General features: G+C 72.4%; 14 protein-coding genes. 5 read left to right on the top strand and 9 right to left on the bottom strand.

The annotated features are described in order from the left end of the window. Entirely contained in the window at positions 1–675 is a 675-nt protein-coding gene (locus tag RY076_RS10255) for a response regulator (RefSeq protein WP_323097560.1), read from the bottom strand. Next, complete coding sequence (locus tag RY076_RS10250) at positions 672–2,459, bottom strand: sensor histidine kinase (protein WP_413785759.1); 1,788 nt, start codon at positions 2,457–2,459, stop codon at positions 672–674. Before RY076_RS10250 ends, RY076_RS10255 begins: the two co-directional genes overlap by 4 nt. 82 nt (positions 2,460–2,541) lie before the next feature. On the opposite strand from RY076_RS10250, the gene RY076_RS10245 reads away from it, so the two are divergent. The 4 genes from RY076_RS10245 to RY076_RS10230 are packed head-to-tail and all read left to right on the top strand — an operon-like array spanning position 2,542 to position 6,081. After that, positions 2,542–3,600 (top strand): Bug family tripartite tricarboxylate transporter substrate binding protein, encoded by a 1,059-nt coding sequence (locus RY076_RS10245; RefSeq protein WP_323097558.1) that lies wholly within the window; start codon positions 2,542–2,544, stop codon positions 3,598–3,600. 2 nt (positions 3,601–3,602) lie between these two features. Continuing rightward, the gene (locus RY076_RS10240) at positions 3,603–4,148 is read left to right on the top strand and encodes a tripartite tricarboxylate transporter TctB family protein (protein ID WP_323097556.1); all 546 of its coding nucleotides are present in this window, start codon (positions 3,603–3,605) and stop codon (positions 4,146–4,148) included. Next, positions 4,148–5,692, top strand: a complete 1,545-nt coding sequence (locus RY076_RS10235) for a tripartite tricarboxylate transporter permease (protein WP_323097555.1) — start codon at positions 4,148–4,150, stop codon at positions 5,690–5,692. Before RY076_RS10240 ends, RY076_RS10235 begins: the two co-directional genes overlap by 1 nt. After that, positions 5,689–6,081, top strand: a complete 393-nt coding sequence (locus RY076_RS10230) for a universal stress protein (RefSeq protein WP_323097554.1) — start codon at positions 5,689–5,691, stop codon at positions 6,079–6,081. The genes RY076_RS10235 and RY076_RS10230 overlap by 4 nt, the downstream gene beginning before the upstream one ends. Before the next feature lie 374 nt (positions 6,082–6,455). Here the strand turns inward: RY076_RS10230 and RY076_RS10225 are convergent, their stop codons facing one another. Genes RY076_RS10225 through nth form a run of 5 tightly spaced genes read right to left on the bottom strand, consistent with a single transcriptional unit; the run spans position 6,456 to position 11,013 of the window. Further along, positions 6,456–7,235, bottom strand: a complete 780-nt coding sequence (locus tag RY076_RS10225) for a GNAT family N-acetyltransferase (RefSeq protein ID WP_323097553.1) — start codon at positions 7,233–7,235, stop codon at positions 6,456–6,458. A 14-nt stretch (positions 7,236–7,249) separates the two neighbouring features. Further along, a complete protein-coding gene (locus RY076_RS10220; RefSeq protein ID WP_323097552.1) occupies positions 7,250–8,233 on the bottom strand; it encodes a magnesium transporter CorA family protein in 984 nt (327 codons plus the stop codon). A 46-nt stretch (positions 8,234–8,279) separates the two neighbouring features. Then, the gene (locus RY076_RS10215; RefSeq protein WP_323097551.1) at positions 8,280–9,485 is read right to left on the bottom strand and encodes a MarP family serine protease; all 1,206 of its coding nucleotides are present in this window, start codon (positions 9,483–9,485) and stop codon (positions 8,280–8,282) included. Next, positions 9,482–10,291 (bottom strand): NUDIX hydrolase, encoded by an 810-nt coding sequence (locus RY076_RS10210; RefSeq protein WP_323097550.1) that lies wholly within the window; start codon positions 10,289–10,291, stop codon positions 9,482–9,484. Before RY076_RS10210 ends, RY076_RS10215 begins: the two co-directional genes overlap by 4 nt. Next, positions 10,288–11,013, bottom strand: a complete 726-nt coding sequence (nth, locus tag RY076_RS10205; protein WP_323098259.1) for an endonuclease III — start codon at positions 11,011–11,013, stop codon at positions 10,288–10,290. Before nth ends, RY076_RS10210 begins: the two co-directional genes overlap by 4 nt. A gap of 174 nt (positions 11,014–11,187) precedes the next feature. On the opposite strand from nth, the gene RY076_RS10200 reads away from it, so the two are divergent. Then, positions 11,188–11,865, top strand: a complete 678-nt coding sequence (locus tag RY076_RS10200; protein WP_323097549.1) for a Crp/Fnr family transcriptional regulator — start codon at positions 11,188–11,190, stop codon at positions 11,863–11,865. Between the two features lie 111 nt (positions 11,866–11,976). Here the strand turns inward: RY076_RS10200 and RY076_RS10195 are convergent, their stop codons facing one another. Together RY076_RS10195 and RY076_RS10190 are read right to left on the bottom strand one after the other, a co-directional pair. Further along, positions 11,977–12,639 carry a nucleoside/nucleotide kinase family protein gene (locus RY076_RS10195; RefSeq protein ID WP_323097548.1) on the bottom strand — a complete coding sequence of 221 codons (663 nt, stop codon included), beginning with the start codon at positions 12,637–12,639 and terminating at the stop codon, positions 11,977–11,979. A gap of 8 nt (positions 12,640–12,647) precedes the next feature. Further along, entirely contained in the window at positions 12,648–13,445 is a 798-nt protein-coding gene (locus tag RY076_RS10190) for an MBL fold metallo-hydrolase (RefSeq protein ID WP_413785758.1), read from the bottom strand. Between the last annotated feature and the right edge of the window lie 49 nt (positions 13,446–13,494).

Raw genomic sequence — 13,494 nt, 5'->3', positions numbered from 1 at the left:
TCAGGCCCAGCGGTAGCGACGCTCGGGGCGACCGGTCGCGCCGTAGCGCAGCGACACGTCGGCCTGCCCGCCCGACGCGAAGTGCTCGAGGTAACGGCGCGCGCTGACCCGCGAGATCCCCACGGCCTCAGCGCATTCCGTGGCAGACAGCGTGTCGCCGGCGCCGCGCAGCGCGACGGCCACGGCCTCCGCGGTCTCGGCACTCAGCCCCTTGGGCAGCGGCGCCGACGGACGCGTGCCACCCGGCGCCGACGCGAACGCCGCGTCGATCCGTGCTTGGGTGAGGTCGTCGTCGGCGAGTCCGCGCGCCCGCTCCGACGCGTACGTCTGGAGCCGCTGCTCGAGGTCGGGAAAGGCGAACGGCTTGAGCAGGTAGCCGACGACTCCCTCGCGCACGGCGCGCCGCACGGCGTCGGCCTCCTTGGCCGCGGTGATGACGAGCACGTCGCACGACGCACCCGACGCCCGCATCCGCGTCACGAGGTCGAGGCCGAACGCGTCGGGCAGGTACAGGTCGAGCAGCACGAGGTCGGGCTCGAGCTCACCGACGAGGCCGAGCGCCTCGTCGCCGGAGCGGGCGGTGCCGACGACCTCGAAGCCCTCGACCCGCTCGACGAACCCACGGTGGATCCGGGCCACCATGAAGTCGTCGTCGACGACGAGCACGCTGATCATCGCTTCTCCTCGCCCTGCGGGGCGCCCGCCTCGACGGTGAGGCGGGCCACGAACCGGGCGCCGTCGGGGGTGTTCTCGACATCGACCTCGCCGCCCCGACGCTGACAGATCAGACGCGTCAGCGCCAGTCCGATGCCGCGCTCGCCGGCCTGCGCGGCCTTCGTCGTGAACCCGTGCGTGAACACCTCGGTGACGACCTCGGGCGCGACCCCGGGGCCCGAGTCGACGACGCTGACCTCGACGGCCGACGCGTCCTGGCGGATCGTCAGCTCGACCCAGCGGTCCGGCCCGGCAGAGGTGGCCGCGGCGTCGATGGCGTTGTCGACGAGGTTGCCGACGACGGCGGACACGTCGGCGGAGTCGCGCTGGGCGAGGCGCCCGACGGACGTCTCGTCGGACACCCGCAGCTCGACGCGTCGCTCGGTGGCCTGGGCGGCCTTGGCCATGAGCAGGGCTGCGATGGCGGTGTCGCGGACGCGTCGGGACACGGCGACGTCGAGCTGGGCCCGGTGCTCGCTCACCGAGTCGACGTAGCCGACAACCTCGTCGTACTCGCCGAGCTGGATGAGCCCCGAGATGGTGTGCAGCTGGTTGGCGAACTCGTGCGCCTGCGCGCGGAGCAGCTCGGTGGTGCTGCGGAACGACCCGATCTCGCGCTCGAGGTCGGCCAGCTCGGTGCGGTCGCGAAGAGTCGTCACCGACCCGAGCGGCCGCCCGTCCTTGCTCACCTCCATGCGGTTCATGACGAGGACCCGCCCCCGCCGCAGCACCACCTGGTCGCGCGGCACCGTGGGGCCCGACGCGTCGTCACCCGTCGCGTCGGACGCGTCACCGCCCGTCAGCCGGGAGGCGTCACCCACCGACGCGTCGGCGCCCTCGGACGCGTCGGCGTCGGGGACGCCGCGCAGCACGTCGCGCAAGCGCGGACCGATGGGCAGGTCATCGAGGCGCATCCCGACGACGTGCTCCGGGAGGTCGAGCAGACGCTGGGCGACGTTGTTCACCAACGTGATCCGCTCGTTCGTGTCGAGCGCCACGACGCCCTCGGCGAGGCCGAAGAGCATCGCCTCACGGCTCTCGGCGAGGCCGGTGATCTCGGCCGGCTCGAGCCCGAGCGTCTGGCGCTTGAGGCGTCGCGCCAGCAGCCACGAGCCGAGGCCGCCGACGACGAACGCGATGCCGAGGTAGGTGGGCAGGTAGGCCGACGCGCCCTGGAGCCGGTCGAGCGCCGAGGGCATGTGCTCGGCGATCATCACGGTCCCCAGCTGCGTCCCGACCGGCAGCTGCGGCTCCTTGATCGACGGGTCGGGCACCGACAGCAGCGGGCTCTGGGCGACGAGCATCCGTTCGCCACCGATCTCCATGACCCCGGTCCAGCTGGCCCCGTTGGCGACCGCCGGCGAACCGACCGGCATGGGCGACCGTTCGAGCGTCGGGTCCGAGGACACCCGCACCATCTCGTCGGCGTCGGCGACACTCATCGACGTGACGTTGTACTGCGTGACGATCGACTGCACGAGGCTCGGCAGCACGTTGGGCACCCCGCCGGGCGCCATCTCGGTGCGCACGATCGGCGTGCTCGCCAGCTGCTCGGCGATGGCCGACACCCGGCGCCCCTCCGTGCGGGTGAACGTCGCCTCCGACTGCGCCAGTGAGACGAGACCGACGGCCACGAGCACACCGACGAGAATGAGCATCTGCACGGCGAGCAGCTGCCCCGTGAGGGTCAGCCGACCGAACCATCGGCCCGTGCTCTGCTTGACCACAACGAACTCAACCTTCATTGGTGACACAACGGCGACACCCGTCCGGGACGCGGGCACGATCATGCCGTTCCAGCCCAAGATCGCGAAAGAGATCTCAACGATGAGCACTCACAGCACTGCCCGTCCCGGCACCCACAGCACCCGGAGCACCCGGGGCCGACGCGTCGCCGCCCTCGTGGCCCTCACCGCGGCCGGGGCCCTCGCCCTCTCCGCCTGCGGCGCCACCGCCAAGAAGGACGGCTCGTCCACCGGCGCCGCCGCCGGCCCCGCGTCGAGCCTGCAGATCATGGTCCCCAACAGCCCCGGCGGCGGCTACGACACCACCGCCCGCACCGTGGCCCAGGTCATGGAGAACCAGAAGATCACCAACTCGATCCAGGTCTTCAACCTCCCCGGCGCCGGCGGCACCGTGGGCCTGCAGCGCGTCGTCAACGAGAAGGGCAACGGCAAGCTCGCCATGCAGATGGGCCTCGGCGTCGTCGGCGCGGCCTACACGCAGAAGTCGAAGGCGACCCTCGCCGACACGACCCCGATCGCCAAGCTGATCGAGGAGGCCGGCGCGATCGTCGTGCCCAAGGACTCGCCCTACCAGGACCTCAAGAGCCTCGTCGACGCCTGGAAGAAGGACCCCTCGAAGATCAACGTCGGCGGCGGCTCCAGCCCCGGCGGCCCCGACCACCTCCTGCCGATGCAGCTGGCCAAGGCCGCCGGCATCGACCCGACCAAGGTCTCGTACATCTCCTACGACGGCGGCGGCGAGCTGCTCCCGGCGATCCTCGGCAACAAGATCGCCTTCGGCGCCAGCGGCTTCGGCGAGTTCCTCGAGCAGGTCAAGTCCGGCTCGATCCGGGTCCTCGCCGTCACGAGCGACAAGCGCATCGACGCCCTCCCCGACGTGCCGACGGTCAAGGAGTCGGGCATCGACTTCACCTTCACCAACTGGCGCGGCATCGTCGCACCGCCGGAGATCTCGGCCGCCGACAAGCAGGTCTGGGTCGACGCCCTGACCAAGATGCACGGCTCCGACGCCTGGAAGGCCGAGCTCGAGAAGCGCGGCTGGACCGACGCCTTCGAGACCGGCGACCAGTTCGGCGCCTTCCTCAAGGCGCAGGACCAGGACGTCGCCGACATCCTCACCGGCCTCGGGCTGACGAGCTGACGATGACCGACACGACCTCCGACCGCACCGGCGCCCCGGCCGAGGCGAAGGACGTCGAGAAGCAGGGCGGGGACCGCGCACAGTACGGAATGTGCGCGGCCCTCGTCGGGCTCGGCATCCTCCTGCTCGTCAACGCGGCCCAGCTCGAGCCCGTCGCCAGCAGCAACGACTCGCTCGGCCCCAAGGTCGTCCCGACGGTCCTCGGCGTCCTGCTGCTCATCGTCTCGGTCTTCTACGCCATCGACATCCACCGCGGAGGCGTGGGCGCCTCCGACGAGGGCGAGGACGTCGACCTCGGCGCCAAGGCCGACTGGAAGACCGTCGGCCTGCTCGTCGTCGTCTTCGGCGTGAGCGCCGCCCTCATGGAGACGCTCGGCTGGGTCATCGCCGGCACGCTCCTCTTCTCCGGCTCGGCCCTCGCGCTCGGCAACCGGCACCACGTGCGCGGCCTGCTCGTCGGGCTCGCGATCTCGCTGGCCACCTTCTACGCGTTCGCCATCGGGCTCGGCGTCAACCTGCCCGCCGGCATCCTCCAAGGAATCCTCTGATGGACAACCTCAACCACCTCATCGACGGCTTCGCGCACGTCATGACGCCGCTGAACCTGCTCTTCGCGTTCATCGGGGTCATCGTCGGCACCGCGGTCGGCGTGCTGCCGGGCATCGGCCCGGCCATGACGGTCGCCCTGCTGCTGCCGATCACGTTCTCGCTCGACACGACCCAGGCGCTCATCATGTTCGCCGGCATCTTCTACGGCGGCATGTACGGCGGGTCGACGACCTCGATCCTGCTCAACACCCCCGGCGAGTCCTCCTCCGTGGTCACCGCGCTCGAGGGCAACAAGATGGCCAAGGTCGGACGCGCCGCCCAGGCCCTCGCGACGGCAGCCATCGGCTCGTTCGTCGCCGGCACCATCGCCACGGTCCTGCTCGTGCTCGTCATGCCGCAGGTCGTCGCCTTCGCCATCGAGCTCGGCTCCCCCGAGTACTTCGCCATCATCATGCTGGCGTTCGTCGGCGCGAGCATGGTGCTCGGCTCGTCCCGCCTGCGCGGCTTCGCGGCGCTGCTCGTCGGCCTGTCCATCGGCATCATCGGCATCGACAAGGTCACCGGCCAGCAGCGCATGACCTTCGGCATCCCGCAGCTGGCCGACGGCATCGACATCGTCGTGGTGGCCGTCGGGCTCTTCGCCGTCGGCGAGGCCCTCTGGGTCGCCGCGCACCTGCGGCGCAAGGCAGCCGGCGTCATCCCCGTCGGCCAGCCGTGGATGGGGCGCGAGGACTGGAAGCGCTCGTGGAAGCCGTGGCTGCGCGGCACCGCCCTCGGCTTCCCCTTCGGCGCCATCCCCGCCGGCGGCGCAGAGGTGCCGACGTTCCTGTCCTACGTCGCCGAGCGCAAGCTGACCAAGCACCCCGAGCAGTTCGGCCACGGCGCCATCGAGGGCGTCGCCGGTCCCGAGGCCGCCAACAACGCGTCCGCCGCGGGCACGCTCGTGCCGCTGCTCGCCATCGGCCTGCCGACCAACGCGACGGCCGCGATCATCCTCACGTTCCTGCAGGGTCGCGGTCTCGAGCCCGGGCCGCTGCTCATCGAGAAGCAGCCTGTCCTCGTGTGGACGCTCGTGGCCAGCCTCTTCGTCGGCAACACGCTGCTGCTGCTGCTCAACCTGCCACTGGCGCCCTTGTGGGCCAAGCTCCTCCAGATCCCGAGGCCCTACCTCTACGCCGGCATCCTCTTCTTCGCGACGATGGGCGCGTGGGCGGTCAACGGCCAGGCCTTCGACCTCTACCTGCTCCTCGGCATCGGCCTCGTCGGGTTCGCGATCCGCCGCTTCGGCCTGCCGGTGCTGCCGCTCATCATCGGCGTCATCCTGGCCCCGATCGCCGAGCTGCACCTGCGGCGCTCGCTGCAGCTGTCGCACGGCGACATCAGCGGCCTCGTCGGCGGCCCGGTGGCCTGGGCCTGCTACGGCATCATCGCCCTGGCGATCCTCTGGCCGCTCATCGCGAGGCTTATCCGCACGGTCCGCGGCGGCAAGGGTGGCCCGGGCTCGGGCCTCCTGGCCGAGGTGCGCGAGGAGGTGGCGGCATGACGATCCTCGTCGGCTACATCCCGACGCCGCAGGGCGAGGCCGCGCTCGCGGCCGCGACCGCCCAGGCCAGGGTCCACGGCGACCGCGTCCTCGTCGTCAACATGTCCCGCGACGACAAGCTCGTCGACGCCCACCGCGCCGAGGGCCGCGACCTCACCCGCCTCGACGCCGACCTCGCCGAGTCCGGTGTCGAGCACGAGGTGCGCCGAGTCGAGCACGGCACCGACCCCGCCGACGCGATCCTGTCGATCATCGACGCCGAGGCGCCGCGGATGCTCGTCATCGGCATCCGGCACCGCTCGCCCGTCGGCAAGCTGCTCCTCGGGTCGACGGCCCAGCGGCTCCTGCTCGACGCGTCGTGCCCGGTGCTCGCCGTCAAGGCCGGCTGACCCGCCACGACCGCACCGCACGACCACACGACGGAGTGCCCAGTCCCCCACGCCGGGGACTGGGCACTCGACGTTCCCCGTCCTTCATCGAGTGAGCACCAAACCCCGCCCATCACACCCGGCCCACCGCCCGGCGGCGGCCCCCCATCTCATCGAGTGAGCACGAAATCCCATCCGTCACAGCGCGCCTGAGGCGGATGAGACTGGTGGGACCGAGTGCTCACTCGATGGGGTGCGCCGAGGGACGCCGGCGGCGAATGGGACTGGTGGGACCGAGTGCTCACTCGATGCGGACAATCCGACGGGACGCTGGTGGGGCGGGTGGGACTCAGTGCTCACTCGATGAGAGGGGGGCGCGAGTGCGGCCCAGAAGGTCACACCGGGGTGCGGCAGACCTGGACGCGGCGGGCCACCTCACGGAACCCGGCCCGCCGGTAGAGGCCGATGGCCGGGCCGCCGTCCTCGGCGACGATGACGAGTCGCTCCACCTCGGGGTCGGTGAACGCCCACTCCCCCGCGGCCCGCACGAGCGCACCGGCGATGCCACGGCGTCGGTAGTCCGCGAGGGTCATGACGTCCTGGTAGCGGGCCAGCCGGCCGAGGCGCACGATGCCGAGCGAGGCCACGAGCGTCTCGCCGTCGAAGGCGCCGAACCAGCGCCCCCGCCCCGAGTCGACGAGCCCGCGCTGGGAGGCCGCCCGGCGCAGCTCGAACAGGTGCCGCTCGTCGCTGCCCTCGGCGGGCGCGTCGCTGGCCCCGACCGACGCCGACTGCTCCCAGTCGTCGTCCGAGACAAGCGGACGCACGTCGATGCCCTCCGGCGTCGGGGCGTCGGCAGGCACGGTGTCGGTCACGAGGTCGACGTCGACCTCGACCTCGAACCCCTTTGCCTCCCAAGCAGAGTGGTCGCCACGCGCGTCGGCGAAGGCGACGGCCCGATGCCTGGCCTTCGGGTGCTCGGCCTCGAACCGGGCGACGACCCGGTCGACGTCGGCCGCGGGCACGTCGGCCGGCAGCAGCAGGAAGTTGCCCCAGTAGTACGCCGGGTTCGTCGGCGTCCGCACCACGACGAGGTCGCCGTGGTCGACCACCTGCGAGCCCTGCAGCTCGAGGAGGGCGAGGTCGGTGCGCAGCCCGGGGGCGTCGACGATCATGCTCCGATGGTGCCTCACCACCAGCCCTGACGGCGGGCCCATCGCAGCAACCACAGGCTCATCCCGACCATGATCGCCAGCACGAGGGCCAGGTGCGGTACGTCGGTCCCGTCGTTGCCGATGAGGTTCATCCCGTAGATGCTCGCGATCGCGGTGATCGGCAGGGTGATCGCGGCGATGACGGCGAGGCGCTCCATCGCGACGGTCATCTTCGTCGTGACGCGGGTCTGGTAGAGGTCGATGACTCCCACGAGAAAGCCCATCTCGCCGTCGGCGAGGTTGCGCACCCGCTCGAACTGGTCGGCGAGGTCGCGGGCGTGCCGACGCGCCTCGCCCGGTACGAAGCGCTCGAGCGACTGGATGCGGGCCTGGATGTCGTAGCCCTGCGCCGCCATGGTGCGCGCGGTGCTCAGCTCGTGCCGCAGGAGGAACAGCTGCTCGAGCAGGCCCTCGGGGCGTCGGAAGTCGGGCGCCATGACCTCGGCCTCGAGAGCCGGCAACCTCGCCGCCACCTCACGGACCGCGGCGCTCTGCCGCCGGGCGATCGCCGAGTTGACGACGTAGGCCAGCTCGTACGGGTTGTCGGGCGCGAGCCGCCCCGCCTCGATGCGGGCCCGCACCGCCCGCGTCTCGGCCGTCGCGTCCTCGAGCGTCACGACGGGGTTGCGCGGGCCGTGGACCGTGACGAGGTACCGGTCGCCGATGACCTCGTCGAGCTCGAGCACGTGCACGTGGCCGCCCTCGCCGGTCAGCGGCGCGTGGAGGATGACGAAGAGGTGGCGCTCGTAGGCGTGCACCGTCGGCACGAAGTTCCGCTCGGCACAGGCCTGCCGGACGAGCGGGTGGGCGTGCAGCGGACCCGCGAGAAGGGCTTCGGCGTCGGCGTCGTAGTCAGGCACGTCGACCCAGACGAACCCGTCGGTCCGGGCGAGCAGCGGCTCGAGCTCCCCCGCTGCGTGGTCGGTGATCCCGTCGGCGCTGACGAACGACACCTGCATGCCACAACTCTGGCACCGCGCACGCCCGCGTGGGCGTCGTCGACGATCAGCCGCCGCTCACACAGGCCCCGGTGCCGACGGCGCGCTGCGCGGAGGCGGCCTCGTCGAGCACCGGCTTGGCCTCCGTGAGGGTCAGGGCGTAGCCGGTCGAGTCGTCCTCGAGCGACTTGGCGAAGATGACCCCGACGACGCGGCCCTGGGTGTCGAGCAGCGGCCCGCCGGAGTTGCCCGGCTGCACCGTCGTGGCCAGCGAGTAGATCTCGCGGACGACCCGGTCCTGGCCGTAGATGTCGAAGCCACGCGCATCGAGGATGCCGCGGACGCGGGCCGACACCACCCGGTACGGGCCGTCGAGCGGGAAACCCGGCACCGCGGCCGAGTCGCTGCGGGCGATGTCGGTGCCGAGCGTCAGCGCCGGCAGGTCGAGCCCCTCGACGTCGAGGACGGCGAGGTCGCGCTCGGGGTCGAACACGACGACCTGCGCGCTGAGCGTCCGGTCCCCGGCCTCGACCCGCACGTCGGACGCGCCGGCCACGACGTGCGCGTTGGTGACGATGCGGTTGTCGCGCAGCACCCAGCCGGTGCCCTCCTGGCCCCGCTGGCACCGCTGCGACTGCGTCAGCACCTTGACGACCGAACGGCCCGCGGCGCGGATCGGCTCGGACCGCGCGACCGACGGGTCGGGCGCCGGCACGGGCGTGATCGGCTCGGGCGCGAGGGAGCCGAAGACCTGCGGGAAGCCCTGGGCCGACAGGAAGCCGCGGAACCCGCTGAAGATGCGGCCGGCGTCCTCGGGCACGACGGTGTTGACGACGCGCAGCACCTTGGAGTCGGCCATGGCCCGGGCGAGCGCCGGGTTGCCGGCCGTGCGCAGCGTGCCGCCGATGAACCAGACGATGAGGCTCGCAGCGAGCAGCACGACGACGCCGCCGAGCACCGAGTCGACCCGGCGGAACGGCGTCTGCCCGACCTTGGCCCGGATCCGGTTGCCGAGGAGGCTGCCGAGGAACTGCCCGAGCCAGCCGAAGCCGACCACTCCGATGACGAGCGCGAGAACCCGGCTCCGGGTGCTGCCGGAGATCGCGTCCCAGTGCGCCAGGAGGCCGGGCAGCTGCCACACGGCGAACATCGCGAAGAGGAAGAACCCGACGAGCGAGGCGACGCTCTGGATGAGCCCCTGCCGGTAGCCGGAGACGGCGTAGGCGACGAGGAGCAGCCCGAGGGCGATGTCGAGCGCGACGCTGCCGGTCATCCCCGCCCCCCTCCGACGTAGCGCTCGGGCAGCGGACGGTGCACCGACGCGTCCCACGGCTGCTCGAGGCCGGCGAGGTCGAGGACCCGGCCGAGCAGGCCGGCGGTGAAGCCCCAGAGGAGCAGGTCGTCGAGGCCGAAGCCCGGGCCGACGTACCCCGACGGGTGGGTCACCGAGAACCGGGTGGCCGGCGCAACGAGGTGCGACACCGGCACCGACAGCACGTCGTGAACCTCGTTGGGGTCGCGGACCGACAGCGCCGAGGGCCGCGCCCACCAGCCCAGGACCGGCGTGACGACGAACCCGGAGAACGGGATGAACAGCGAGGGCAGCGTCGCGACGACGTCGACGCCGGAGGGGTCGAGACCGGTCTCCTCCTGCGCCTCCCGCAGGGCGGTCGCGACGTCGTCGGCGTCCTCGGGGTCGCGGGCGCCGCCGGGGAAGGCGATCTGGGCGGGGTGCGAGCGCATGTCGTGCGAGCGCTCGAGGAGGACGACGTGAACGTCCTCCTCGACGACGTCGGGCCCGGCGGACGCGCCCGTCAGGGGTGACGCGTCGGAGGGGGCGGATGCGTCGGGCGTGGCGAGCACGGCGGGCGGGGGCCCGAAGAGGATGAGGACGGCGGACTCGCGGCCGCCCTCGTCCGGCGGGACGAACAGCGAGAAGTCCTCGGCGCGAACGGTGCCGAGGCGGTCGGCCAGGTGGTCGACCCACCCCGGACGCGCGATCCCGCCCTCGGGCAGCGGCGCGGGCTCGATCGTCCCGGTGCGGCCGGCGTACGCGATGCCGCTCGCGACCTGCGTCACGCGCTCTCCTGCCCCGCCTCGGCGGCCTGCACGGCAGCGGCCGCGCGGGCGGCCTCCTCGAGCGCCTTGGGCGCCAGCTCGTACTTGAGCAGCTTTGCGGCCTTGTCGGGGTCGGTCTCACCGACGCCGTAGCTCGGGCACCAGCGCGCCACCGGGCACGCGCCGCACGCGGGGCGCTTGGCGTGGCAGGTGCGTCGGCCGTGGAAGATGACGACGTGGCTGAGCATCGTCCAGTCACGGCGCATGAAGAGGCGCCCGATCTCGTGCTCGACCTTGACCGGGTCCTCCTCCTCGGTCCAGCCGAAGCGGCGCACGAGCCGGCCGAAGTGGGTGTCGACGGTGATGCCCGGCACGTCGAAGGCGTTGCCGAGCACGACGTTCGCGGTCTTGCGCCCGACGCCGGGCAGCGTCACGAGGTCCTTGAGCCGGCCCGGCACCTCGCCGTCGAAGTTCTCGACGAGGGCGATGCCGAGCTTGATGAGCGCGTCGGCCTTGTTCCGGTAGAAGCCGGTGGGCTGGATGATCGTCTCGAGCTCGGTGCGGTCGGCCGCGGCGTAGTCAGCGGCGGTGCGGTACTTCGCGAAGACGATCGGGGTGACCTTGTTCACGCCGACGTCGGTGGTCTGCGCCGACAGGATCGTCGCGACGAGCAGCTCGAGAGGCGTCGTGAAGTCGAGCTCGCAGTGCGCGTACGGGTAGCGCTCGTGCAGAGAGCGGTACATCTTTCGCGCCCGTCGCGTGCGGGCGACGGGCGTCTCGTCGGCGGTCACGGCGGCTCGGGGGGACACGCAGCACACTGTATGCCGCGAGTCTGGGTCGCGCCGCGCGCGACGACGCGACTCCGCGCCCTCGCCGACCGTCCGGCGGGTGCGGGGACGGCATGGCACACTGACCCCGTGGATCTCGACGTGGTGAAGCGCGCGCCCCTCTTCAAGGCTCTCGACGAGGAGGCCTCATCGGCCCTGCAGTCGCAGATGAGCCGCACCCACATGGAGCGCGGCGACGTGCTCTTCCACGAGGGCGACCGGGGCGACACGCTCTACGTCATCGCCGAGGGCAAGATCAAGCTCGGCCGCACGAGCCCCGACGGCCGCGAGAACCTCGTCGCGATCCTCGGCCCCGGCGAGATGTTCGGCGAGCTCAGCCTCTTCGACCCCGGCCCCCGCACCATGACGGCCACCGCCGTCGCCGAGACGCAGCTGCTCGGCCTGGGCAACGACTCGCTGACCGGCCTGCTGTCCGGCCGGCCCGAGGTGTCCAAGGCCCTGCTGGCGGCGCTGGCCCAGCGGCTGCGTCGCACCAACGCGCACCTGGCCGACCTCGTCTTCACCGACGTGCCCGGACGCGTCGCCAAGGCCCTGCTCGACCTCTCCGAGCGCTTCGGCCGGCCCGTCGAGGGCGGCATCATGGTCAGCCACGACCTCACCCAGGAGGAGCTCGCCCAGCTCGTCGGCGCCTCCCGCGAGACGGTCAACAAGGCCCTCGCCGACTTCGCGACGCGTGGCTGGCTGCGCCTCGAGGCCCGCGCCGTCCTGCTCCAGGACGTCGAGCGCCTCAAGCGCCGCGCCCGCTGACCCGGGGCGAGCACCCTTTTCAGGGGCTCCCGGCGCCACCATCCCCGTACGCCACGTCACTGCCCGCTCTCGCTGAGCACTGATGTAGCCGGCGGACCCCGACCAGCCCGCTCAGGCGAAGTGCCAGCCGTCGGGAGCGTTGACGACGAGGCGGTCGGCGTCTTCCGCCGACACATCGACGAGCCGGGCGTTGGCCTCGTCGCTGTGCTCGACCCAGTCCGCCGCGACGTCCGGGTCCTTGCCGAACGCGACATGCCGCGTCACGAGCCGGGAGCGCCGCACGTCGTCGTCGCCCGTGACGAACCAGACTGCGTCGGTCGCCGCGCGCGCCGCCTCCCACCGCGCCTCCGGCAGGAGCAGGTAGTTGCCCTCGGTGATGACAAGCCGAGCGGTCGGCGACACGACCATGGCCGCAGCGATCGGCTGCTCGAGCGTCCGCTCGAAGCCCGGCGCATAGACCCACGCGTCGGGCTCGTCGACGAGCCGGCGCAGCAGATGGGCGTACCCGTCGGCGTCGAACGTGTCGGGAGCCCCCTTTCGGGACAGGGCGCCCAGCCGCTCGAGCTGGGCGTCGGCCAGGTGGAAGCCGTCCATCGGCACGTGCGCGACGTAGCCGGCCCCGCGCATCCGGGCCACCTCCGCCACGAGCGCCTCGGCGAGCGTCGACTTGCCAGCGCCCGGCGCCCCCGCGATGCCGAGCACGGCCCGGCGACGGTCCCCGACGAGGTCGAGCGCCGCGGCGGCGAGATCGGCGACACCTCGAGGTGCGTCCATGCGCGGGCTCAGGGGTGCTCGCGCAGGTACTCGAGCTGGGCCTGCACCGACAGCTCGGCAGCGGGCCAGACGCTGCGCGGCACGTCCGCGTAGACGGTCTCGACGACCGCGTGCGCCGTCGCCGCGCCGGCGGCGACCGCCGCCCGTACCTGCTCGAGCCGCTCGGCCCGGTGCTTCAGGTAGAACGACACGGTGGCGGCGGCGTCGGGGACGAACGGGCCGTGGCCGGGCAGCAGGCTCGTCACCGTGCCCGAGGCGGTGAGCCGCTCGATGCGGTCGAGGGACTCGAGGTAGGACTCGAGGCTGCCGTCGGGCCAGGCGACGACCGTGGTGCCGCGGCCCAGGACGGTGTCGCCGGTCAGCAGGGTGGCGTCGGCCGGCAGGACGAAGGAGTAGGAGTCGCTCGTGTGTCCCGGCGTCTCGACGGCCAGCACCTCGAGGCCGCCGACGCGGATCGTCTCGCCGGGGCGGACGTCGTCGTGGCCGCGGCCGAAGGCCCGCACCGGGGCGCCGGTGAGGGCGTGGAAGCGGTCGGCGCTCTCGGCGTGGTCGGCGTGGCCGTGCGTCAGCAGCGTCAGCGCGACGCGTCGGCCGGAGTCGGTGACGTGCCGCAGCACGTTCTGCAGGTGGCCCTCGTCGAGCGGGCCGGGATCGACGACGACGACCGCGTCGCTGCCGGGCTCGGCGAGCAGCCAGGTGTTCGTGCCGTCGAGGGTCATCGGCGAGGGGTTGGGGCACAGCACGCACTCGGCGCGCTCGCCGAACCGGCCGCCGGCCCACGTCGGGTCGACCTCTGCACCCTGCACGTCGACCTCCTCGCGTCCAAAAGTCTGTGACGAAAAACGTTGGAGAGCC

Source organism: Intrasporangium zincisolvens, assembly GCF_034724055.1.
GTDB classification, from domain to species: domain Bacteria; phylum Actinomycetota; class Actinomycetes; order Actinomycetales; family Dermatophilaceae; genus Monashia; species Monashia zincisolvens.
Note: the sequence above shows the minus strand (reverse complement) of the source record. Positions and strands in the feature narration are given on the sequence as shown.